The organism is Mucilaginibacter inviolabilis, from assembly GCF_011089895.1.
GTDB classification, from domain to species: Bacteria; Bacteroidota; Bacteroidia; order Sphingobacteriales; family Sphingobacteriaceae; genus Mucilaginibacter; species Mucilaginibacter inviolabilis.
This window is the reverse complement of sequence record NZ_JAANAT010000001.1, coordinates 86,980-111,319: the sequence shown is the minus strand read 5'-3', so window position 1 is coordinate 111,319 and position 24,340 is coordinate 86,980. Positions and strand designations below refer to the sequence as shown.

The window sequence follows — 24,340 nt, the reverse complement described above, 5'->3', positions numbered from 1 at the left end:
TTTTTTCCAACTTGCACTTTGTAATGAAGAAAGTAAAACGTACCACCATTTATGACATTGCCGAAAAACTGGGCATTACCGCTTCTTCCGTTTCCCGGGCGCTGAATAATAGCAGCCAGGTAAATGAAAAAACCAAGGAGCTGATTATTAAAACAGCCGATGAGCTCAATTATAAGCGCAATACACTGGCCTCTAACTTGCGCAAGGGACAATCCAAAACCATTGGTGTAGTGATACCCCGCATCAATCAGAATTTTTTCTCGAATGTGATTGCCGGCATTGAGGAAGTTACCTATCAGAAAGGATATAGCCTGATCATTTGCCAATCGGATGAAGATCATGAGAAAGAGATTCAATGCGTCAATACTCTCATCAACCAGCATGTGGATTGCATTGTAATATCGGTATCGGCCGATGGTAATGATTACCAGCACCTGCAAAATGTGTTGGATCATGGTATCCAGCTTATCCAGGTTGACCGTGTAGCCGAAGAGCTGGAAACCCTGAAGGTGATCAATGATAACGTTCAGGCTTCGTACGAAGCTGTATCGCACCTCATCGAAGGTGGTTATAAAAGAATAGCCCTGCTGGAAGGTCCTCAAAATCTAAGTATTTTTAAACAGCGCAAGGAAGGTTACCTGAAAGCATTCAAAGCATATAACGTTCCGGTAATAAAAGAGCTGATCGTAGAAAACGCCTGGACCAAAGAATTAGGCGCTGCAGGAACCCGCAAGCTGCTAAGCTTGCCCCAGCCTCCGGATGCGATATTTGCTTCAACCTCCGATTTTTCAGCGCTTGGCGTTCTGGATGTGGCTAATGCCATGGGTATCAAAGTTCCCTCTGAGCTGGGTATATGCGGTTACGCTAATGAAAGCTTTTCGGAGATCACCAGTCCGTCCATAACCACCATCGACCAGTTCAGCGTTTATATGGGTAATACGGTGGCCAATTTATTTTTCCAGGAGATAGGTAATAATGATACCAACACCAAACCGAAAATCATCAGCATTAAACCGGAGCTGATTATCAGGGGGTCGACGAAGCGGAACGGGTAATAATCATTGAATTGTTTTTTCAGCTCCCCTTTTGAGAGGAAGTTCAATGGGCTGAGTGTAAGCAAGGATGTGTTCTGTAGGAGTTGCTCAGCTCCTGTGGTATCATAAAAGCGGGGCTGTCACCCTGAGCTCCGTCGAAGGGTCGAGCGCAGAGGCCTACCCACCATGCTTCGACGGAGCTCAGTATGACATCCTTTAAACCTTTTGGTTTACTAAATTTTACGCACTAATCCAATCCATTACCCTCAAAAAGTATATTTTATATTTAATATCAATTAACAAATCTCTACGAATTTGTTACATTATAGCTTTAAATTCAGCCATTATTTAGTATTACGCATATGGATGATTTTATTGCAGCAAGGTCGCAGATGGCCTTATCGTTAGGTTTTCATATCATATACTCCTGCATCGGTATGGTGATGCCAGTTTTTATGGCCATATCGCACTACAAATGGATCAAAACCCATGATCCGGTTTACAAAAACATTACCGTAGCCTGGAGTAAAGGAGTAGCTATATTTTTTGCTACAGGCGCTGTTTCGGGCACCATGTTGTCCTTTGAATTGGGTTTGTTATGGCCGGGTTTTATGAAACACGCAGGCCCTATATTCGGGATGCCCTTTTCGCTCGAAGGGGTAGCTTTTTTTATTGAAGCGATAGCGCTGGGCTTTTTCCTTTATGGCTGGAACCGACTCAACACCTGGTTCCATTGGGTTACTGGCATTGTAGTAGGCATCAGCGGTATAGCCTCGGGCATACTGGTGGTATCGGCCAATTCCTGGATGAACAGTCCATCTGGTTTTGATTTCGTAAATGGCAAATACTTGAATATCGATCCGCTGAAGGCTATGTTTAATGAGGCCTGGTTTTCCGAATCGCTGCACATGACCATCGCCGCGTTCTCGGCTACCGGTTTTGCTGTTGCCGGTATTCACGCGCTCATGATCTATCGCAACCGCAATATACATTTTCATAGCAAAGCCTTTAAAATAGCCATTATTTTCGGCGCCGCGGCAGCCATTTTACAGCCACTAAGCGGTGATATATCTGCCAAAGGCGCAGCCAAAAGACAGCCCGCCAAACTTGCGGCTATGGAAGCCTACTTTCATACACAGGAATATGCCCCCCTGGTTATTGGCGGTATACCAGATACAGCTGCTAAAAAAGTAAATTATGGTATCGAAATACCTGGCTTACTGAGCTTCCTGGTACATGATAATTTTAAACAGCAGGTTAACGGCCTGGATAAAATCCCCGTTAAAAACCAACCACCTGTAGCCGTTACGCATTATGCTTTCCAGATCATGGTTGGTTTTGGTATGCTGATGATGCTGATCGGTGTATTGTACTTTATTGCCTTATGGAAAAAGAAGGACTGGTTTACTAAAGGATGGTTTCTGAAAATGTTTATCTGGGCTACGCCTGCCGGTTTTATCGCCTTAGAAGCCGGGTGGACGGTGACCGAAGTGGGTCGCCAGCCCTGGATAATACAAGGCGTTATGCGTACCAGCGAAGCGGTTACACCGATGCCGGGTATCCAGTACTCCTTTTACCTGTTTACCTTTATTTATTTTACGCTGAGTGTATTTGTTATTTTTCTGTTGAAACGACAGATACAAATGGTACCCGAATTGTATGACCGTTAAGCTATAAAGATATGTTGTACGTAGTTATTTTGTTTTTATTTGCAGCCATTACACTGTACTTCCTGTTAGGCGGGGCCGATTTTGGCGCAGGCATTATCGAGCTTTTTACCTCCAATGATAATAAACACCGTACCCGCAAAACAAGTTACCAGGCTATCGGCCCGATATGGGAGGCCAACCATATGTGGCTCATCATTACCGTGGTGATCCTGTTTGTGGGCTTCCCTACCATTTACAGCGAAATGTGCGTTTACCTGCATATTCCCCTGCTTATTATGCTGCTGGGTATTACAGCACGAGGAACAGCATTCGCTTTCCGGAATTATGATGCTATTAAGGACGAGAAAACGCAGGGCTTTTATAACCATATATTCGTTTATTCCAGTTTTGTTACTCCCCTGTTCCTGGGGATCATTGCGGGGAGCGCTTTATCGGGACAGATAGATCCTACGGCCAAAACTTTTGCAGGTGTCTATATTTTCAGCTGGTTGAACTGGTTCTCGGTTTCTGTCGGACTTTTTACCGTAGCCCTCTGCGGCTTCCTGGCTGCCATTTATCTCATTGGCGAATGCCCCGAAGTATATGACGTGAAACGCTTTATCAAAAAAGCCAAAGCCATGAACATAGCTGCTGTAATACTGGGCGCATTGGTATTCCTGGCATCGTACGTTGAGCATGTGCACCTGGCCGACTGGATATTTGGTAACCTGTTGAGCCTGGCAGCTGTTATCGCAGCTACCCTCTCGCTGGTATTATTGTGGTTTATCATCTCCGACAAAAAGAACAAACAATGGATCAGGGTACTGGCGGCCTTCCAGGTAAGTATGATCCTCATTTCGGTTGGGCATACCCGTTTCCCGCGTTTTGTGATCTTTAAAGATGGCAGTTCCATGTCGCTGCTTACCGATCATGCCACAGGCAAATCTATCGATGATCTGGGCGTAGGTTTACTTGTGGGTAGTTTATTTATTTTACCGGCGTTGGGGTATTTGTATTATAGTTTTAAGAAGAAGGGTAATGAAACCGTTGAAGAGCACTGATATTTAAAAACCTGTCATCCTGAGCGTAGCGAAGGATCTAATGGTCGCTGTACATGTCGATGAATAGATTCTTCGCTACGCTCAGAATGACAAAAAGGAAAAATCAGCGGTCTAGCGCTGAAATATCTCCGGGTACTTCCGGATAAAATAAACCGGGGTGCAGCTCCAGGCATGGCAATAACTGTTTACCGGGTAAAAATTATAAGGCGATTTCAGTTCATCCTTCGGATCGTAAACTTCCCAGAAAGTATCGGCTCCTTTTTTAACCATGCCCCCCCAATAGTTTTGTAGTTCTTCTTTTGCTTCGGCCTTTAAACCGCTCTCGATCAGGGCCGCTATATAGTAATGAAACATATAGGGCGCACCGGGATGTACGGCATCCTTAGCAGTGGTTAACGCTTTTAAAGCGGTTTGTGCTTCCTGTTTGGAAGCTACTCCGCTCAATATCATCCAGGCCTGTGAACCGTAGGAGATCTGTTTATTTGTACCGCTTACAAACAAACCCGATTTTGGATCATACAGGTTTTTATAGGCTGCTGCTTTCAGCCTTTTGGCTAATGATGGTATATCATCCACTTCATTTTCCTTGCCCAATAATTTAGCCAGCGCGTATGTTTGATTTAGCGCATAAATGGAAAGTCCCTGTAAACAGGCTTGTTTATCCAAACCATCCTTCCAGTCAAAAAACACCCACCATTCTTTACCGGCTTTCTGATAATCTATCATCCCATCCTGCCCTGCATATTTACGGATGATATCCAGCTGTTTTTTAGCAACGGGCCATAGGCCGAGCCCGGTTTGCTTATCATCGGTAGCAGCAACGTATTCTTTCAGGGCTACACCGTACAATAAACAATAATCCAGCAAACGGCTACCGGCTTGTGCATGGGGTTCGGGGTTTTCAAATACATTAGCGAGCAAAATGCCATCATTGGCCGATAAACCGGCCAAGAGGTAAAGACAACGCCGGGTAAGCTGATTGTTTTGGTATGAAAACTGGTTGGCTAATGATTCCAGATACAGATCGCCTATCCAAAGTCGGCGGTCGCGCTTGGGGCCATCCTCATATACTGTCTGCATGCACTCTTTTAAAGTGGCCAATCCTACACGGTCAATATCAGCTATGAGCTGAGGCGTAGTTGCTGCCAAAAGCGGCGGTTTAAAGGCAACTGACGAAGTTGCTTTAAATACCATATTACTGATATGGAAATCAAAATTCGGAGAAGCGCCCAACAACTCGATCTTCACAAAGCGGCAGGCCACGCGGCGTGGTATCGTAATATCGGCGGGCATTTCGGTAACGGTAACCGTTTCGTCCTGTAGCCAGGCCCTGCTGAGGCTGCCTTTATACGGGTCAAAAGGTACGGATACCTCAGCAGGCACTTCTCCAAAGGTAAATTTTAATCTGGCAGGACCATCGGGTGTCCCTTTCAGAGATTTAACGGTAAAAGTAAAGTATCCGGTAAGATGTTCGCCAAAATCAACCACAACGCCGCTTTGCGTTTTGAATGATGTGTTGTATAATTTACCCACGCTATCAGTATTTACCGCTTTCCAACCCTGGAAAGCTGCTGGGTCTTTCTCCATATGTACCAGGCCGATAGGTTGTTTTTCTGTCTCGATAAGTTTGGGCTTATTGTCTTCTGCCTTTTTGAGCCAATCCTGCCGGTATGTCTGGTATGGATCCTGGGCCTTTACGCCACCGGCAAACGTCACCATTAAAAAAAACGATAAAAGAAGAAACTTTGGGGTAAGTAAATTTAATACCATAGGGGAATAGTTTAATTAAGTTTTCAGGGTTCCGGTAATTGGTTGTACCGGAGGTTGTTAATTGGTTATAACAACATAAATATATACATTTTTCAAACTATCCCCTACCATCTTTTTAATGAATAAAATGCAATTGTGTAATATTACATTTGTGCTGCTCCAATTGTAACTTGTGAAAAATTATCTGAAAATATTATCGATAGACGAATACTCTATCACGCCCAAATACCTGCAGTTATCCAACGCCATTATCAGGGGTATCGAAAGCGGTGATATTGTTAAAGATGACATGCTTCCCTCTATCAATGACCTGAGCTTTGCCCTGGATACTTCACGCAATACCATTGAGCGGGTTTATAAGGAATTGAAAGATAAAGGTATTGTAAGTTCGGTACCTGGCAAGGGCTTTTTTATCTCCAATACCGATTTTCAGAAACCGATCAAAATATTCCTGCTGTTCAACAAACTGAGCGGGCATAAAAAGATCATTTACGACGCTTTTGTAGATACTATTGGTGAAAAGGCCACCGTCGATTTTTATATCTACAATAACGATTTCCATTTTTTCAAGAAGATCATTACCGAAAGCGCTCAAAACGATTATGCCAAGTATATCATTATCCCGCATTTCCTGGATAATGAAGCCAAAGCGCATGAGATCATCAATATCATCCCGAAGGATAAACTGATCCTGCTGGATAACCTGGTACCCGGGGTAAGCGGAAAGTTTGCGGCGATTTACGAAAACTTCGCCACCGATGTATACGAGGCCCTGAAAAAGTTGCTGGATAAGCTAACAAATTACCACACCATTAAACTGATATTCCCGGGCAAAACCTATCACTCTAAAGAGATCATGAAGGGGTTTTTAAATTTTTGCCGGCAGTATGCTTTTGAATATGCCGTGGTCGATTCCTTATCAGCAGAAACCATCCAGCCGCAAACGGTTTATATCAGCCTAATGGAGGACGACCTGGTTGAACTGATCAAAAAGATCATCGCGTCTGATTTAAAAGTAGCCAGAGACGTGGGTGTAATATCTTATAACGAAACCGCGCTTAAAGAGATCATCCTGGATGGCATCACTACTATATCAACCGATTTCAAGCTAATGGGCAGCAAAGCGGCAGAATTTGCCCTGAGCAATTGCCACGAACACTTCGCAGTACCGTTTCATGTTACCATCAGAAGTTCGTTATAAATCACAGTGGTGATTTTTAGGTAAAAGCCGTCAGTCATAAACGACTGACGGCTTTTATTCTGAATATTCAACAAGAACGATCTTTTTGGTTTATGATTGAATAAATGCTAAAAGATCTTTGTTGATTGTTGCAGCCTCTGTTGCAGGCATTCCATGAGGGAAGCCAGGATAAGAAATCAGCTTTCCATTTTTCAAAAGCTTTACTGCTTTTGCTCCCGAAATTGGAAACGGAACAATCTGGTCGTCTTCACCATGCAAAACAAGCACAGGGATATCTACACTTTTAAGATCTTCTGTAAAATCTGTTTCAGAAAAAGCTTTAATGCCGTCATGATGCGCTTTAACTCCGCCCATCATGCCCTGACGCCACCAGTTATCTCTGATTCCCTGAGATATTTTTGCTCCCTCACGGTTGTAGCCATAAAAAGGAATAGTAAAATCCTCAAAATATTGTGCCCGGTTAAATGCCGTACCTTCACGTATTTCATCAAATACAGACATGGGCACTCCGTCAGGATTATTTTCAGTTTTAACCATTAACGGCGTAACCGCACTAATCAGCACCACTTTGGCAACACGCCCTTTTCCCAAATTAGCCGCGTAATGGATAGCTTCGCCGCCGCCGGTAGAATGACCGATATGTATGGCGTCTCTCAGATCCAATGCCTCGGTTATCGCTGCTACATCTGCTGCATAAGTATCCATGTCATGTCCTCCCGAAACCTGGCTTGATCTTCCGTGACCACGACGGTCATGGGCTATAACCCTGTATCCCTTTTTTAGAAAAAACATCATTTGCGCATCCCAATCATCTCCGGATAAAGGCCAGCCATGGTGAAAAAAAAGTGGTTGTCCTGTTCCCCAATCCTTGTAATAAATCTCGGTTCCGTCTTTTACTGTGATCTTACTCATTTCTGTTGATTATGGTGATTAATAAAATGCTGAAAACATGCTTTTTTGAAGCGTGATGTTAGGTAGGTGTAACAATTAAAAATAGCAAATAAAAGCGCAGATCTATTAATTCAACCCATCAAAAATCACTCAAAGTTTATAAACATTAGTTAAGTACTTCTTATCGAGGAGAAAATAATTTCCGGCAATACTTCATGGAGGGTTTTCTTAGAAGGAAAACTTCACAAAAGAATGTCATCCTGAACAAAGGGCAGAATCTGCTATAAACCATTTAGGTTGTTAATAGATTCTTCGCTGTCGCTCAGAATGACAAATTATATAGGTTGAAGTGGTTACTTCAAATTCCTGATCTTAATATTCCTAAAAAACGCTTCGTTGCCATGATCCTGCAGCAACAGATGGCCTTCTTTTGCTTCGCCAAAATTTTTCCAGATGGTGTACTTGCTGATAGCTACCAGATCCCGGAATTCTTTAGAGCCACGTTCATATTCCAGCACTTTAATGCCGTTCAGATAGTGCTCTACGTGGTTATTGGGGTATACCACAATCCTGCCGATGTTCCAGCTGCCTATCGGATGTACAAAACGTTCCTGTTTATTGGCTTTGATCAGATCATATAATGAGGCCAGGGTACGATCACCGTCACGACCGAGTTTGGCATCCGGATGCAATTTATCATCCAGTACCTGGTATTCCAATCCAATGGCTGAGCCTTTCGTTACTTCAGACAGGGTCACAAAATATTTCACACCGCTGTTGGCCCCTGGCGTTAATTTAAATTCAAACGAAAGATCAAAAGCGCTATACTGATCGTTAGTTACAATATCACCACCACCTGATTCCTCTTTTCCTGCCGATGGAAGTACATGCATGGTTCCGTCTTTATATTCCCATCCCATAGCCGGAAAAATTTTTAAAGTGGCACCACGCCAGCCAGTGTTGGTTTTACCATCATACAGTAATTTCCAACCTGCTGCTTTTTCGGCAGGAGTAATGCTGTTTGGTTGCAAGTTTACGACATAGATATCCTTGGGGAATGGTGTACGTTTTAAATTGGTGGTTTGCAGCTTAAAGTTTTTAAAATATACCTTTTTACCGGCCTGCTCCTCTTTACTTACTGCATGTACCTGCAAACCGATAAAACCTTTGCTGTCGATAGTATCCACTACATCAGCAACAGGCACGCCATTAATCCAGGTTTTCATTTCATTGCCAATACATTCAATTTTGATATGATTGTACTCGCCTACTTTAAAAGCATCTTTTGCCTTAGCGTTCAGATCAAGCGGATAAAGCCAGTCTCTTCGGCCTTCATCATAAATACCACCTGTCCATTTACGGTCAGATGGATCAATTTCAAACTGGCGACCGTAAACCTTTCCCTTACCTTCATGGCCTGCAGGATCATAATGACTGCGGGTTTGCACACCTGAGTTACTCAGCTTGCTTTCTATTTTAGTGTCCAGTTCTAATATAAAATCACCATACTCCTTTTCGGTTACTAAAAATGAATTGCCCGAATTTAAAACAGTAGTACCTACTATCTGGCCATCCTCTACTTTATAATCGGCAGTACCAGCCAGGCGTTTCCAGCCTTTTAGGGTTTTACCATCAAATAAAGTGGTTTGGGCGTTACTTTTAACAGGCAGTAAGGCAGCCACAACAAATAAGGCCATGGCCGGGTAGATGATTTTCTTCATGTGTAATGTTATATTGGTTTTATATTTTGGATAATTTTAAGTCTCGTACGCCCGGAAAAGCTTAACAGCATTTATACATTTACTTCCCAGCCCTTTTCATACTCCCTGCTCCATAGTTTGGTAGCTTCCGGATCGTTTATAATATGCCCATTAGCTGGATCGACATGCAATACCCGGTCAACCCGGTAAGATATATTACCCAACTGAGGCAACAATGTCGACTTAAATCCGGTTTCAATCGGGCAGTTTAAAGCAGTTTTGCCTCTTATGGCATCAATAAAGTTCTGCATGTGAAAACCATCCAGTGCCTCGGTAGGGCTAACTTTATTGTTAGCATCAACTTTGGTATCGTCTTTCACATCCTTTACCAGTTTGTTATCACCATCGTAAACCTGATAGCCGTTGCCGCCACCGTAAAACAAGGTTCCTTTATCACCGTAGAAGATTACTCCCCTGCCTATTTTTTCAATACCAAATCCGTTGCAGCTACGGCCTTCCCACTCAGCAGCAGTATTATTGGGAAAATTGTACAGGATATTTTGTGTATCAGGCGTTTGCCAATCATCGTTAAAATGAAAACGTCCACCGGTTGATACTACCTTGTTCGGAAAATCAACACCCAAGCCCCAGCGGATCACATCCAACTCGTGGGTACCATTGTTCAGAGCCTCACCGGTTCCCCAGTTCCAAAGCCAGTGCCAGTTATAATGGATCAGGTTATCGCGATAAACCACACGTGGTGCCGGGCCCTGCCAAAGGTCATAGTTTAGATTTTCAGGTACAGCCGTTTCCTTACCACGGCCGATGCTTGCACGGTGATTAGTATACCAGCCTTTGGCATAATAAGCCCGGCCGATAACGCCATCATGCAATTCCTTCACCATAGCCTGTACATTACTAAATGAACGGCGCTGGCTACCCATTTGCACCAGTTTATTGTATTTTTTGGAGGCCGCAACCGCCATTTCACCCTCATGTGGGTTATGGCTGCAGGGTTTTTCTACATACACATGTTTACCCGCCTGGCAGGCCATAATGGTGGCCGGAGCATGCCAATGATCAGGTGCGGCAATAACTACCGCATCAATTTCCTTGATCTCGAGCATTTTACGAATATCGGTAATGCCCTGTGGTTTTTTACCAGTAATTTTGAATATCTCATTAATGGTTTTCTCAACCACTTTGGAGTCTACATCACATATATATCCTATCTCCACGTTGGGTATACGGGCAAAGCTTTGAGCCAGGTATAGCCCGCGGCTATTGGTTCCCATCATTCCTAACACTACCTTATCATTTGGCGACCCTTTAAAAACCCCCGCTTTTGATAGCTCTGGTGTAAGCAGGAAGCAGGTACCTGCTAATGAAGTTGTCTGGATGAACTTTCTACGGCTAATCATATCTAAAATCGGTTAATTGGTTTATACCCTATTACTTGCGTAGGCAAATATGGCAAATTACCTAAGTTTTAGAAAGGCATTTAAAGAAAATGAACAACTTTTTTTCAAAATGACCTGTAACTTAACTGTGACTTAAAACAACCTCTAAAACAATCACTTAAAGAAAATACCAAAACACAACAGATTGGATCGTGAACCTGCTTTAGGTTTAAGTTAAATTTATTACCAAAATATTTAACGAATAAGGTAACAGATGGTGCATGGCACAAAACTTTTTAAAGTTTTATTTTAACACTTTTTGACACAAAAACCGGGTCTACACAGCTCAAAAACGGCTTAAAATTCATTCAAAACCATCGATTTTAACATTTTTTAACAAATTACTGGCAGGATTTATTGGGTTTAAAAAGTTTCACACAACTAATGTTCAAATAACTACATACCAAACGGTTGTTTTTGGAGTTGTATTTCCCTTTAACAAAACAGCCCGGTTTTCCTTTTTATCGGAAAACCGGGCTGTTGCAGTCCGAAGCTTTAAGTCGTACTTTTAAAGCACTGTGCGTATCTTTTAAACTAAACTCTGTATCGAAAATACGTCCAGTTTGGAGTTTTGGAAATTACGGACGCGTTTGTACACGCCGTTCCCGTTGCTGCTGCCATCGTTATTGGTATTGCCTTCAATAGTTTCAAACACATCGCCATTGACAGCGGTGATAATGCCGGTGTGTATCCAGTCGTAAGTAGTTTTTTCCAGCAGGAAGATATCACCCGGTTTCACGATAGAAGGGTTACTGCGCACAGTAGCGAAACGGCTCAGGATACCCTTCTGAATCCCCGTGGTAGCTACAGTATCGCAACTGTAAGACAAAGGCATCAGCGTACGAAAATCTTTACCCAGCTGACTGGCAGCCTGATCTAAAATAGTTTGTACAAAGCCCATACACCAAAACCACGGCGTACCTTCCATTCCATCCATATAGCTGCGCACCCAGGGGCCGCTGTTACTCTGTCCTTTAATAGTGAGTTCAAAAGGGGCATTATTGAGATGTTGAAAAGCGGTATTTACTACCAAAGTACGCAGATCGGCTCCTGCTACAACGCCCGTAAAGGCGTTTAGCATCGGTCTGGATAATTCGGTAAAAAGAGCGGCATCAACAATACCGGTTTGGGGTAAATTTTTGGCCAGTTGAAAAGCATTTACCGCGGCCTGCGTAGCCGGACCAAAATCACCGTCGATACCGGTAGCCGTGCCTGCCGATGGGTTTACCATAGCGTATAAATTAAGCCAGCTTTGCACCTTTATTACATCTTTTACGGTGTTGGTGTTTCCGCCTTTTTGCTGGGTACCCGTTATAACTATTTCTTTCAGGTATTGCTTTTTAATCATGACCGTTTAGATTTAAAGTGATAAGGTTTAGGTTTGACTCCTGTTATTTTTAAGCCCGTTGAACAGCTATTAAACAAGAATCATTTACTGCCTAAAATTAAACCCTATCCTGCAATTTCACACAGGTAATTATACCCTATTGCATACGTAGTTTTACGTATAAAGTTACCTTGAAATTAGGTATTTGGATTGTAAAAAATGAACAGATTCTAGAAATTATCAAAAACGCTTTAAAGCCTTAGTTTTTCTTGGGTATTCACTAATTACTCCACTTTCAAAATACCGTGTTTTCACCTATTGCAGCGCTAAAATATTAACTACATATTGAAAGTATTAATTTAAACATGCAATAGATTTCCGATCCAATGCCTAAACCCATTTTAAAAAAAGCCACTTGGCTATTATTCACCACTGTTTGTCTGGCTGCTATTATTATCAATAGTTGTAAAAAAGATTCACATACAGATCAACAAAACACTGTTTCTGACCCGGTCATTGCCCAGGCTAAAAGTTGGTATGAAACCACTTATCCGGCTGGCAACGGCAAACTGGGCACGCAATCTACAACAACAAGCTTTGATTTTAGTCAGACGATCAAACCTGATTGGCAGCACACCGACACTTATACTAAACTAGCTAAAGATGTTATTGAAATGCCCATTGATCCGGCTCAGAGCGTCAATTCGGTTTTAACAGATCCAACTAACCATAAAAGTTTTAATAACAAAGCCAATAGCCGCAGTTCTTTTCTTCTTTTAAAAGATAGCACCGGTTACAAGGCTTATATCATGATCTTAATTGGTGACCCTGCTTACGATGCAAGTAAACTGGCCCGTAATACCTACCGTAAACACGATACCGATTTTAGCGGACTGGTGCTTTATTTTACCCCACAAGGCAAATATCTAAACGGATATAAGTACCTCAATGGCCGGTTAATAAACCCTTCTGTAACACAAAACGATCAAAATAGACTGAAGGTAAATACAACCTCGCCTGTTATTGAGTGCACCGACTTTTACGTGGATACCTATGTTAATGATCAGCTGGTTGGCTCACATTATGCGTATACAAGCTGCATTACGATAAGTGGCGGCGGTGGAGCAGGCGGCGGTGGTGGTGGAACGAACCCTGGAGGCAACAATGGTGGTGGCGGTAGTAGCCCCGGTACTGATACACCTCCGCCTCCCCCAAAAGATCCTTGCTCGTCAAATGGTCAGGGCGTTGAGGCGACAAGTAAACTTACCATTAATGTGGTTCAGCCTGATCCCCCTGTAATTGATGGGCCTGGTGGTAGTTTTCCGCCCCCAGCTGACAATGTACAATGCACTGTAGTTCAAGTTGTAAGTACTTCATATCCCGAAATAACGCTTGATAAAAATGGGGCTGGTTTATGTGGCAGTGTAGGGGTAACTCAAGTCGGGAACAGTTGGACTGGATCGGTGAGCAACCTTTCCTTTACGGCTTATGTGCGTCACGATGGTGTGACTACGGAAATACCTGTTAGCTTTGGCACTATATGTTTTGAAATACCATCGGATGGAGGTGTAACTGCGGCTGCCGCTTCGGAGAAATTCATTGCTGCTTATAATTTAGCTTTGAATATGTCTATAGCAGCGCTTCATACCGGAGAGGTAGCACCCAATTCGCCGGCTCTACGTGCCGATGTAGCCGGTTTGGTTGTCAGCAACTTAAATGCATTTAAACCTGGATCGACATTTGCCACGGGGCCTTGTGCTGGTAACATACAACCAACACCTGCCCCATATTGCAGAAATTAAAATCAAAAATATGGCTGATAGAAATATTGAAGTTAACGTGGAATTGCCAGATGTTGTAATGGTGTTGTTAGATAGGATTCACCATTTTTATCCTATTGGTCTACCTTACTTCAATGAAATGCATAATGGGTACAAACAATTACGTAAAATATTGGAGGACAAGATAAACAATGTTATTGCAAATGATATTCCAAATCCTTGCAAGGATTTTATTAGAAAAGTAGAAAGAGACTTTAAAAACTTTGAAATCTCCAATAGGCTACACCGGCAATTTCCAAACTATTCCTTTTCAGTAAAACTAGTGGACGAAACATTAAATGGCGTTCAAAATATTTGTAGTCTCAATATTAAGATATCACTGCTATCAAAACACTTTACGGTATATTATGAAGACCTTTATATTTTTAAAGAACATCTAATTGCAAGGCATACTCCAATAAATTTTAAAATATTATCTTCAGCAAATTTCACAGCAGATCCTGAAAGAGCCTATCTTAATAAGATGATCGAAATAATAAAGAGTTCTTTTTTCGACCATGAATATGTTCATCACAAAATATTATTTTCTTATCCGGTTGAAGGAGGAACACCTTATGGCATAAACGCGGAGAGTAAAAGTATATATCCTTTATATTTCTATCTTTTTGACAATGACATTATCTACGAAAACTATAAAGTAGTATAGTTGTTGATTTTGAGCATGATTGTTAATCAATTTTAAAATGAAAATAAATTCAAAAAATATAATTAGAAGCCTTTCGGCTATGTTTATAGTTTTTTCCTTATCCAATCTAGCATATGCTACAACAATGCAACAAAACAGATTTAGCCGCAAGATAATCGGAAACGATACAGTAATTTCTCTTTACCCCCCACCTGTTTCCCTTCAGGAAATAGAAAAATTTAAAGGAAAAAAAGTAAATATTGAAGAGAGAGTACTGAAATATGAAGTGGTAAACAAAGATCTTAAAATATTAAAAGTTGAAAATAAAGACCATTTGCAGCTAAATGTTATCGTCAAAGGAAATGACATCAAATTAAACGCGGACGACTTAAAAGATAAAAACATTTTTGTATATGGACTTGTAACAATTAACAACGGCATATTACAGATAGAAGTAACAAACCCTCAAGATATTTTTATTATTAATTCTATTAAAAAGGAATAATTATAATACTTAATTAAACTTCTATTCATTTCATCTGGCTGAAAGCAATATCTCAATAGTTAAAAACTCATGTACAAATACAAAAATTTTATCGTACTTACCGCTCTTCGTACTCCCTGATGAGTTTTTGAGTAGCGCGGTTGCGCCAGGCGGTGATCAGTAGTTCTTTCAGATCATCGGGCGATACGGTTTCGAGCCGTACCAGCATGTATTTGTAGTTCCGGTAATGATCTGTAATAAAAAAGGTATGCGGATCGGCAGTCATCCATTTTTCCCGTTCAAGGGTGTGTAGCGCTACCAGTTCATCCTTTAGCTTCACATTGGCCATTATTTTTTTATTCACATAAAACGCGGGGTCCTCAAAATGCATTTTTTCGGTTACTCCGGGCAATGGCAGCAAAGTAGCACGCATAAACTGCATAAAGGTGAACATGTCTGTAGCCATAGTTTGTCTGGAATCAGAATTAAAGAATTAACAAAATTCTTAAACCTAAAATTCTGAAAATTTTCTCATTCTGGAAATTCTGATTCAGACATTCTTCTTAATAAAAAACAGGCAGCGGGTTTAAAGTGGTGTTTTGACGCTGGTGCCAGTATGGATATATCGGATCAATGTCGCTGGCGGCGTCCAGTTTTTTAACCTGATCTGTGGTCAGGTTCCAGCCAACAGCGGCCAGGTTTTGTTTTAGTTGTTCCTCGTTACGGGCACCTATCACCAGATTGGCTACAGTTGGCCTTTGTAATAACCAGTTCAATGATACCTGCGCTACCGATTTACCGGTTTCTTCGGCAACCTCGTCTAACGCATCAACAATATTGTATAAACGTTCAAGATTTGTTTCCGGGCCGTGGCTGCCGCCTTGTGCTCTTCTGTTGTCCTGGGGAATAGGCTGCCCTCTGCGATATTTACCGCTTAATTGTCCAGACGCTAACGGACTCCAGACTATGGTGCTCACTTTTTGATCAATGCCCAGTGGCATCAGTTCCCATTCAAACTCACGATCAAGCAATGAATAATAAGCCTGGTGTGCCACATACCTGCTCCAGCCGTAACGCTCAGATACAGACAATGATTTCATCAAATGCCAGCCCGAAAAGTTGGAGGCCGCAATATAACGGATCTTACCGCTGGTCACCAGATCGTCCAGGGCGCGCAGAGTTTCTTCAACGGGTGTGGTACCGTCGAAACCATGCATATGATACACGTCAATATAATCGGTATTTAAGCGGCGCAGGCTGGCCTCGCACTGCTGTATCAGATGATAGCGTGATGAACCATAATCGTTAGCGCCATCGCCCATGGTAAAAGTAGCTTTTGACGAAATAAGTACCCGGTTGCGTAAGCCTTCCAGCGCCTGGCCCAATATTTCTTCGGATAACCCGCGCGAGTAAACGTTAGCTGTGTCAAAAAAGTTAACACCTGCATCCAGGCAAAGATGGATCAGCTTTTTTGCTTCATCTACCTGCGTATTTCCCCAGGCTTTAAAAAACTCGTTACCACCGCCAAAAGTGGCCGTTCCAAAACTCAATACGGGCACTTTTAATCCCGATGCTCCTAATTGTCTGTATTCCATATGATAGTGTTTTTGATGTAATGCGGAGGAAAAGAGAATCAAGATATTAGAATCAAGAATTAAGACAAAGCAAAAAATGCCCGGCAATGTAATTACCTGGTTATCGTTTTTCTTCCTGATTCTTGATTCTAATATCTTGATTCTTTTTCCTTAACCCTTAACAAAGCTAAAAATTATGTGTTTCGACATTAAATTTTACACATCATTCATTTGTCATTTGTAGCTATCACTGGCACAATCCGGAACAACTCTAAATAAGAAATAGCCTGTTTACAAATAATGCCATTGGTTAACTTTGGCAAAAAATTAACACATGGAGAAAACCAGACTTACCATTAATAATAACGGCTCTGTAAAAGTTGACGGCGATTTTGAAATTGTTGACGCTCAAGGCAACGTATACGGTTTACAAGGCCGTACAGTATTATCTATTTGCCGCTGCGGCTTGTCGGCCAACAAACCATTTTGCGATGGCGCCCACAAAGGCCACTTTGAACATGATGCTATAGCGTTTGATCTGCCACCTAAAAAAGTTTAAGCAGCAGCGTATAAAATTTATAAAAGCCCCTGGTGTATAAAACCAGGGGCTTTTACTTTATACCTGTTTTACCAGATTTTTTATGGATTTTTGAACCCTATATTCATGCGTTATTTTTTCCATATAGGTTATCACGGTACAAAATACAGCGGCTGGCAAAAACATGCCGGTGTTATGAGTGTACAACTGGTTTTAGAAACCGCGCTTGGCAAACTGTTTAAGCATCCCGTTGCCGTTGTTGGCTGCGGTCGTACCGATGCACATGTACACGCGAGTCAGTTCTTTTTTCATGTTGATGTGGAACATGAATGGGATTTCGACCTGTTTTTCAGGCTCAATAAAATATTACCGGACGATATAGCCCTGTTTGACATTATCCCGATGCAGGGCCTGCCACATGCCCGTTTTGATGCCGTACAGCGCACCTATGATTATTTTATCCATACCTATAAAGATCCGTTTTTGAGCGATTTCAGTTCGTTGTACCTCGAAAGAAACCTGGATATTGATGCCATGAAAAAGGCTACGGCGCTGCTGCCTTTGTATGATGATTACCGCGCGTTTTGCAAAATGCCCGACAGGATTGACCATACCATTTGCAAAGTATCATCGGCCGGTTTGTTTGTTGATCAAAGCGGCGACAGGATACGGTTTCACATATCGGCCAACAGGTTTTTGAGTAAGATGATCAGAATCATTGTAGGCCGGCTACTGGATATTGGTCGGGGAGATATGAGCGTTGATGAATTTGAACATTACCTGGCCAGCAAACAAACACCCCAGATCATTATACCGGCTCATCCGCAGGGCCTCTATCTTTCTAAAGTCACTTACCCCTATCTTGACCTGGCCCCGCGCACAAATTTTTCGGGTTTCCTGTTTTGATCAAACGGATTTACTCACCCGGTCTGCGCTTTTGGTGGAAAGCGGGCTTAAAGAAAGCAATCCATATTTTTTGTCTTTTATCCTTGCTCTTTGCTCCCTCCATCCTTGCTCTTTTATCTATAATTCATCTTTATAAAAATATGAGCAGTTAAATTGGTAATTTTGCCGTCTTAAATATTTAATACAATTTCTGATGGTGTGGTTTGAAAAATTAAAGCTGAATAAGCAACTGGTTAGGTCGGTAAATGAGGCTGGTTTTACAAACCCTACAGAATTGCAATTAAAAACGCTTACCCGAATAGTTGGCGGCCAGGACATTATTGCCATAGGCCCCGAAGGAAGCGGCAAAACCACCACTTATGTTTTGGGCGTTTTAAACCGTTTCAATTATGCACCGGAAGGCGTTCCGCGGGTATTGATCCTGGTGCCCGAAAAGGAACAGGTTATGAGCGTAATTGAACAATTTGATCTATTGAATAAAAACAAATCGATCTCAATTGTTGGCTTATACGTTGCCCCGGGCATTGAGTCCCAAATGGATGCACTGGCCGATGGCGCCGATATTGTGGTAGCTACCCCAGACAGGGCAAGGGCCATTTACCTGAAACTGGCCCTTAATCTAAACAAAGTTGATCTGCTGGTAATTGATGATGCCGACCTGATGGTTAAAAAAGGCTTGCAACTGCCGGTTGTGGAGCTGGCCAACAGTATAGGCCGGGGTCAGCACCTGGTATTTACCGAGGTAATGCACAGCAGATTAGAGAAAATGCTCGATCCGTTTATGAATCAACCAGCTATTATTGAGATAGAAGAATTACAAGAGCAACCTTTACAAACACACCCTCAGCTATTATATAACGTTCCGAACTTTGGCACCAAGCTCAATTTGCTCAACCTGTTCCTGTATGATGATGAGCTTTTTACCAAAACAGTAGTATTTGTAAATACCAAAGTTACTGCCGACAAATTGTATAAAAGCCTGCATAGCCGCCTGCGCGATGCCGTAGCCTTTTTAAATCCGCAGTTTTTTGATACCAATGGTTTTAAAAATATCGAAGATTTTAAAACTGCTGAGAATTCCCGTGTTTTGATTGTAACCAATGAAAATCAGGAAACTATCGATTTACGTGGTATCCCCTTCCTGATACACTTTGACCTGCCCTTGGAAAAGGAAATCTTTATAGAGCGTATCACTAACCATGATCCTGATCATGAGCAGGAAACCCTGGCTATTACTTTTGCTACCGATCTGGAATTAAGCCAGGTTAAAAAGATAGAGCAGGCCAGCGGCAAAAAAATTCCAGCTGCCACCCTGCCCGATGAACTGGTTATTGAAAAAGAGACAAAAGCAAAAAAAGAGGAAGCGGATAAAAAAACGGCCAAATCAAACGCTGATACTCCAATTGTTGGGGCTGCTTTTCATGAAAAAAAGGCTGCTAATGCCAAAACCTATAATTACAGCTCCGGCCAAAAGGCCAAGATGAACAACAAACGCAAGCATTAAGCTATTTTACGCAGTAAGCTATATACAGGTCTTCAACCTTTTTGCGGGCCCAGGGTGTTTTACGCAAAAACTTAAGGCTTGATTGTATACTGGGGTTATCATGAAAACAGTTGATACGGATGCGTTTGTCCAGTTCCTCCCATCCAAATTGAGCCAAAAGCTCTTCCAATATTACCTGTAATGTTTTACCGTGCAGCGGATCTTTGCTTTGTTGTTGCATAAGGCAAAAATATGGTTATTAAGCTATTATACATACATGGCCTATTTATTATATACTTTGGCTAAACAACTAATTGCACCTTCATTCTACAACACAACCAGTTATCATATCCATGCGTTTAAATAGTCATATGTAAATACTGTTTATTTAACCGTATTTTAGTAAATTAGATAAACATTTTATGTAATTATTCACTACCAATAAGTCATAATCTATTTGATATAATGAGCGGCCGTAAGTTTTATCTTATTTTACTTTTTCAGGCTATCTCATTATATGCGTTTGCTCAAAAGCCGCCTTTGCATTTTCAGCGCATCGGTAGTCGCTCTAACTTATCAGAGCTCAACGTTAATACCATTTTTCAGGGTAGCTATGGCTTTATCTGGGTGGGTACCCTTGATGGTTTAAACCGTTTTGACGGTAATAAATTTAAAGTTTTCCAGAATAATATCGCGGATAGCACCAGCCTAAGCAATAACTATGTAACGCATATTGCCGAAGATAAAAACAGGGATCTTTGGATAGCCACCTTGGGCGGGGGCCTTAATAAATACGACCGTAAAAAAAACAGGTTTTATCATTATCTGCATAATAAGAAAACAGCTAATACCGTAGCAAGCAATAATTTAACAGGACTTGTTTTTGATAAAGATGGTAATTTATGGATCAGCTACCAGGATGCGGGCGTTGATGAATTTGAGATCAGCAAAAATAAGTTCACGCATTATAAACACAACAATGCTGCCCCTAATACCCTGAGTGATAATAACACCAGAACCATTTATCTCGATAGCCATAATAACTTATGGATCGGCACCACATCCGGCGGTTTAAATCGCTTTAATATCCAAACCAAAACATTTACCTATTTTAAGCATGATGATAAGATAGCAGGATCGATATCGGCCAATTACATCACTACTATTTTTGAAGACAGCAGCCACCGTTTATGGATAGGTACCTGGGATAACGGCGGTTTAAATTTGTATGATAGCAATACAGGCACTTTTAAAAACTTTAAAAACATCCCGGGTAACAGCAACTCGCTTTCGGGTAATTACATACAAGCCATCGCCGAAGACAGTGATCAAAATATATGGGTAGGCGTTAATAACGGCGGGATAAGCATATACAATTACGCCGAAAATAAATTCACAACCCACTATCATGACGATATCGACAATACCACTATAGCCAGCAACTCTGTTGATGCCATATTAAAGGATAAAACCGGTAATATGTGGGTTGGCACTTTTTCATCGGGTATTAATCTGTACAGAAAAACGACCGAAAACTTTTCGTACTATAAACATAGCTCCCTCTCCGAAAGTTTATCAAACAACTTTGTTTTAAGCTTTTACCAGGATAAAAAAGGTGGTATATGGATTGGCACCGATGGCGGGGGATTAAATTTATTTAACCCCAACAAAGGGACTTTTACAACCTACAAACACCGCGAAAACGATAAAAGCGGTATATCCGGCAATTATATTCTGGATATGCAGGACGATGATAACGACAACCTTTGGATAGCCACCTGGGGCAATGGCGTTAGCGTCATGAATATGCAAACCCACCGGTTTAAATCATATACGCATAATGCTAATGACAGCAGCAGTTTAGCCGGCAATAACATATACGCCATCACCGCCACACCCGATCATAAAATATGGATAGGCACATTCGGGCAGGGGCTCGACCTGTATAATCCCAAAACCAATAAGTTCATCCACTATAAGCATAACCCAGATGATGCCAAAAGCATCAGTGATAATGTTATCAATTCATTATTGGTTGATTCCAAAGGCAATCTTTGGGTAGGTACCGGTAATGGAGGACTTAACCGTTTTGATCAGCAAACTGGTACTTTCACTTCTTATAAGCACGACGAATCGGCAAACAGCATCAGTAACAATAAAGCGGTCGATCTGCTGGAAGACCTTAACGGCAATATCTGGATCTGCACTTTCGACGGACTGAATCGCTTTGATCCCCAAACCGGCCGGTTCACGGTTTTTAAAACAAAAGACGGCCTGCCCAATAATTACACCTATGCCATTAAGGAAGACAACCGTGGCAATCTTTGGATAAGCACCAATAAAGGTATATCCAAATACAACCCCATAACCAAAAAATTCAAAAACTTCACCGTTGATGATGGCTTACAAGCCGATGAATTTAAAGCAAAATCTGCCTTAAAGGCTAAGGATGGTCAATTGTATTTTGGTGGTGTAAATGGGTTTAACGTATTTGATCCTGAAAAGATCATGGACCATCATTACAACCCTCCTTTAGTTTTAACCGACTTCCAGATTTTTAACACCTCGATACCGGTAGCTAAAAATGATAAAGACCCATCACCTTTAAAACAGAATATCAGTGTTACCAAAGCTATTACCTTACACTATGATCAATCGGTAATTTCATTTGAATTTGTTTCTCTGGATTATGCCTTGCTAAATAGTACAGTTTACGCTTATCAGTTAGTGGGTTTTGATAAAAACTGGAATTATGTAGGCCGTAAAACCACGGCAACCTATACTAATTTACCCGCCGGCCATTATGTTTTCAAAGTAAAAAGCAATAACGGCGATGGTGTATGGTCAACCCGTGAGCTGAGTTTGGAGTTAACTGTCCTGCCTCCGTTTTGGCTAACCTGGTGGTTTATTATCCTGGTAACGCTGTTGGTGTTTGCGGCCATATATGGTTTATATCGTTTAAAGGTAAATGCTATTATTAAACAAAAAGCTTTATTAGAGCAACAGGTATCAGAGCGTACCGTCGAAGTGATGCATCAGTCTGATGAGTTAAAAAAGCAATCGACCGATCTGCTAAACCTGAACGCCGAACTACAGTCGCAATCTGAAGAGCTACAGTCGTTGAACGAAGAGCTGCTGGTACAATCTGAAGAGTTAGAGCTACAGCGCCAGCAGGAGCGCCAGGCCCGTAAAGAAGCTGATAAAGCCAATCAGGCTAAAAGCATATTCCTGGCTACCATGAGCCACGAAATACGCACCCCTATGAATGGCGTGATAGGCATGGCTTCCCTCCTGGGCGAAACAGAGTTAAATCCCGAACAACGGGAATATACCAATACCATTATAGCCTGCGGCGACAGCCTGGTGAATGTGATTAATGACATTCTTGATTTTTCAAAAATAGAATCAGGCAAAATGGATATTGAGCAGGACGATTTTGACCTGCGCCATTGTATGGAAGAGGTAATGGACCTTTTTTCGCAACAGGCCTCACAACAAAACCTGGAACTGGTTTACCAGATAGATCCTGCCCTGCCCACACAAATTATTGGCGACAGTTTGAGGCTTAAACAAGTAATCACCAACCTTACCGGCAATGCCTTAAAATTCACTCAAAAAGGCGAAGTATTTATAAAAATATTTCTATCCAAAACCTTCAAAAACGGCCATATCGAAATAGGTTTCAGCGTGATGGACACCGGGATAGGTATTCCCGATGAAAAGCTTCCTGGATTGTTCAATGCCTTTTCACAGGTTGATTCGTCAACTACCCGCAAATATGGTGGTACTGGTTTGGGCCTGGTGATCAGTCAGCGCCTGGTAAAACTCATGGGCGGCGATATCTGGGTAGAAAGTGTTTACAAAGAAGGTTCGGTATTTATGTTCACCATCAAGGCGGCGATCAGTAAAAAACAGCTGAAATATCAACCCGTCGTATTTAATCAGGCCGAAATGGCAGGAAAAAAGATACTGTTAGTTGATGACAACCAAACCAATCGCTTTATACTAAAAACACAGCTGGAACAATGGGGAATACTCACCGAATCTGCTGCTTCGGCAGTGGAAGCACTTGATCTTTTATCCGAAGGCGAAAAATTTAATCTGGTTATCACGGATATGGAAATGCCGGATATGGACGGGGTCGACTTGGCGCGGTCTATTAAAAGGAACTATAAGAACCTCCCTGTAATTATGTTAAGCTCCATTGGCGATGGTTCAAAGAAAAAATATCCGGGTTTATTCTCTGCTATTCTCACCAAGCCTGTAAAGCAAAATCAGCTGGGAAAAAGCATACAAGCCGAGTTTCAAAACCAGCCAACTTCGATTTTTACAGAACCCAAGTCCTCGAAATTATTTGATGAATACTTTGCGGATGATTTCCCCATGCGCATTTTAGTGGCTGAAGACAACCTGATCAATCAAAAACTAGTTGACAAGATGTTAACCAAGCTGGGTTATAAATTTATTATGGCGCAAAATGGGCTTGAGGCCTTAAATAAATTAAAGCTAAACCCTGTAGATGTGATATTTATGGATGTGCAAATGCCCGAAATGGATGGCTTTGAAGCCACACGGCATATCCGTAAATACGCCTTTAAGCAACCCTATATCATTGCCATGACCGCCAACGCCGGCCCAGAAGACCGCGAGTTATGCTTGACAGAAGGTATGGACGATTATATTGCCAAACCCATGAAAACCGAAGATTTAGTAGCGATCTTAAAAAAGGCTTATGAAGCTGTAGAAAAAAAGAATATGGATAAAGAAAAGTATAAATAGAATAAATTCATAAAAAT

General features: G+C 41.7%; 19 protein-coding genes. 11 read left to right on the top strand and 8 right to left on the bottom strand.

What is annotated here, in order from left to right:
* Positions 1-23 precede the first annotated feature (23 nt).
* From G7092_RS00440 to G7092_RS00430, 3 genes are all read left to right on the top strand, one after another.
* The gene (locus G7092_RS00440; RefSeq protein ID WP_166085089.1) at positions 24-1,055 is read left to right on the top strand and encodes a LacI family DNA-binding transcriptional regulator; all 1,032 of its coding nucleotides are present in this window, start codon (positions 24-26) and stop codon (positions 1,053-1,055) included.
* Between the two features lie 341 nt (positions 1,056-1,396).
* Positions 1,397-2,704 carry a cytochrome ubiquinol oxidase subunit I gene (locus tag G7092_RS00435; protein WP_166085086.1) on the top strand — a complete coding sequence of 436 codons (1,308 nt, stop codon included), beginning with the start codon at positions 1,397-1,399 and terminating at the stop codon, positions 2,702-2,704.
* Between the two features lie 11 nt (positions 2,705-2,715).
* Positions 2,716-3,744 carry a cytochrome d ubiquinol oxidase subunit II gene (locus G7092_RS00430; protein ID WP_166085084.1) on the top strand — a complete coding sequence of 343 codons (1,029 nt, stop codon included), beginning with the start codon at positions 2,716-2,718 and terminating at the stop codon, positions 3,742-3,744.
* A 111-nt stretch (positions 3,745-3,855) separates the two neighbouring features.
* Here the strand turns inward: G7092_RS00430 and G7092_RS00425 are convergent, their stop codons facing one another.
* Complete coding sequence (locus tag G7092_RS00425; RefSeq protein ID WP_166085081.1) at positions 3,856-5,514, bottom strand: alpha-L-rhamnosidase-related protein; 1,659 nt, start codon at positions 5,512-5,514, stop codon at positions 3,856-3,858.
* Positions 5,515-5,686: 172 nt separating this feature from the next.
* On the opposite strand from G7092_RS00425, the gene G7092_RS00420 reads away from it, so the two are divergent.
* Positions 5,687-6,715: a GntR family transcriptional regulator gene (locus G7092_RS00420; protein ID WP_166085079.1), complete on the top strand. Its 1,029-nt coding sequence runs from the start codon at positions 5,687-5,689 to the stop codon at positions 6,713-6,715.
* A gap of 90 nt (positions 6,716-6,805) precedes the next feature.
* On the opposite strand, the gene G7092_RS00415 is transcribed toward G7092_RS00420, so the two are convergent.
* From G7092_RS00415 to G7092_RS00400, 4 genes are all read right to left on the bottom strand, one after another.
* Positions 6,806-7,627 carry an alpha/beta fold hydrolase gene (locus tag G7092_RS00415; protein WP_166085077.1) on the bottom strand — a complete coding sequence of 274 codons (822 nt, stop codon included), beginning with the start codon at positions 7,625-7,627 and terminating at the stop codon, positions 6,806-6,808.
* A 332-nt stretch (positions 7,628-7,959) separates the two neighbouring features.
* The gene (locus G7092_RS00410; RefSeq protein WP_166085075.1) at positions 7,960-9,327 is read right to left on the bottom strand and encodes a 3-keto-disaccharide hydrolase; all 1,368 of its coding nucleotides are present in this window, start codon (positions 9,325-9,327) and stop codon (positions 7,960-7,962) included.
* A 71-nt stretch (positions 9,328-9,398) separates the two neighbouring features.
* Positions 9,399-10,727 carry a Gfo/Idh/MocA family protein gene (locus tag G7092_RS00405; RefSeq protein ID WP_166085073.1) on the bottom strand — a complete coding sequence of 443 codons (1,329 nt, stop codon included), beginning with the start codon at positions 10,725-10,727 and terminating at the stop codon, positions 9,399-9,401.
* A gap of 568 nt (positions 10,728-11,295) precedes the next feature.
* The gene (locus G7092_RS00400) at positions 11,296-12,114 is read right to left on the bottom strand and encodes a peptidoglycan-binding protein (protein WP_166085071.1); all 819 of its coding nucleotides are present in this window, start codon (positions 12,112-12,114) and stop codon (positions 11,296-11,298) included.
* Between the two features lie 365 nt (positions 12,115-12,479).
* Here G7092_RS00400 and G7092_RS00395 point away from each other — a divergent pair, with 365 nt between their 5' ends.
* Genes G7092_RS00395 through G7092_RS00385 form a run of 3 tightly spaced genes read left to right on the top strand, consistent with a single transcriptional unit; the run spans position 12,480 to position 15,064 of the window.
* Positions 12,480-13,895: a hypothetical protein gene (locus G7092_RS00395; RefSeq protein ID WP_166085069.1), complete on the top strand. Its 1,416-nt coding sequence runs from the start codon at positions 12,480-12,482 to the stop codon at positions 13,893-13,895.
* Positions 13,896-13,905: 10 nt separating this feature from the next.
* Positions 13,906-14,580: a hypothetical protein gene (locus G7092_RS00390; protein WP_166085067.1), complete on the top strand. Its 675-nt coding sequence runs from the start codon at positions 13,906-13,908 to the stop codon at positions 14,578-14,580.
* A gap of 37 nt (positions 14,581-14,617) precedes the next feature.
* Positions 14,618-15,064: a hypothetical protein gene (locus tag G7092_RS00385; RefSeq protein ID WP_166085065.1), complete on the top strand. Its 447-nt coding sequence runs from the start codon at positions 14,618-14,620 to the stop codon at positions 15,062-15,064.
* A gap of 97 nt (positions 15,065-15,161) precedes the next feature.
* Here the strand turns inward: G7092_RS00385 and G7092_RS00380 are convergent, their stop codons facing one another.
* Positions 15,162-15,509, bottom strand: coding sequence for an MmcQ/YjbR family DNA-binding protein (locus tag G7092_RS00380; protein WP_166085063.1), 348 nt, complete (start codon positions 15,507-15,509; stop codon positions 15,162-15,164).
* Positions 15,510-15,606: 97 nt separating this feature from the next.
* Positions 15,607-16,638 (bottom strand): aldo/keto reductase, encoded by a 1,032-nt coding sequence (locus G7092_RS00375; RefSeq protein WP_166085061.1) that lies wholly within the window; start codon positions 16,636-16,638, stop codon positions 15,607-15,609.
* Positions 16,639-16,951: 313 nt separating this feature from the next.
* On the opposite strand from G7092_RS00375, the gene G7092_RS00370 reads away from it, so the two are divergent.
* The 3 genes from G7092_RS00370 (at position 16,952) to G7092_RS00360 (ending at position 19,565) form a co-directional block, all read left to right on the top strand.
* The gene (locus G7092_RS00370; RefSeq protein WP_166085059.1) at positions 16,952-17,176 is read left to right on the top strand and encodes a CDGSH iron-sulfur domain-containing protein; all 225 of its coding nucleotides are present in this window, start codon (positions 16,952-16,954) and stop codon (positions 17,174-17,176) included.
* Between the two features lie 105 nt (positions 17,177-17,281).
* Positions 17,282-18,061, top strand: coding sequence for a tRNA pseudouridine synthase A (locus G7092_RS00365; protein WP_166085057.1), 780 nt, complete (start codon positions 17,282-17,284; stop codon positions 18,059-18,061).
* 193 nt (positions 18,062-18,254) lie between these two features.
* Complete coding sequence (locus G7092_RS00360) at positions 18,255-19,565, top strand: DEAD/DEAH box helicase (protein ID WP_202985184.1); 1,311 nt, start codon at positions 18,255-18,257, stop codon at positions 19,563-19,565.
* Position 19,566: 1 nt separating this feature from the next.
* On the opposite strand, the gene G7092_RS00355 is transcribed toward G7092_RS00360, so the two are convergent.
* Positions 19,567-19,785 (bottom strand): VF530 family protein, encoded by a 219-nt coding sequence (locus tag G7092_RS00355; RefSeq protein WP_166085055.1) that lies wholly within the window; start codon positions 19,783-19,785, stop codon positions 19,567-19,569.
* Positions 19,786-20,009: 224 nt separating this feature from the next.
* Between G7092_RS00355 and G7092_RS00350 the strand changes: the two genes are divergently transcribed.
* Positions 20,010-24,323 carry a hybrid sensor histidine kinase/response regulator gene (locus tag G7092_RS00350; RefSeq protein WP_166085053.1) on the top strand — a complete coding sequence of 1,438 codons (4,314 nt, stop codon included), beginning with the start codon at positions 20,010-20,012 and terminating at the stop codon, positions 24,321-24,323.
* Positions 24,324-24,340 lie beyond the last annotated feature (17 nt).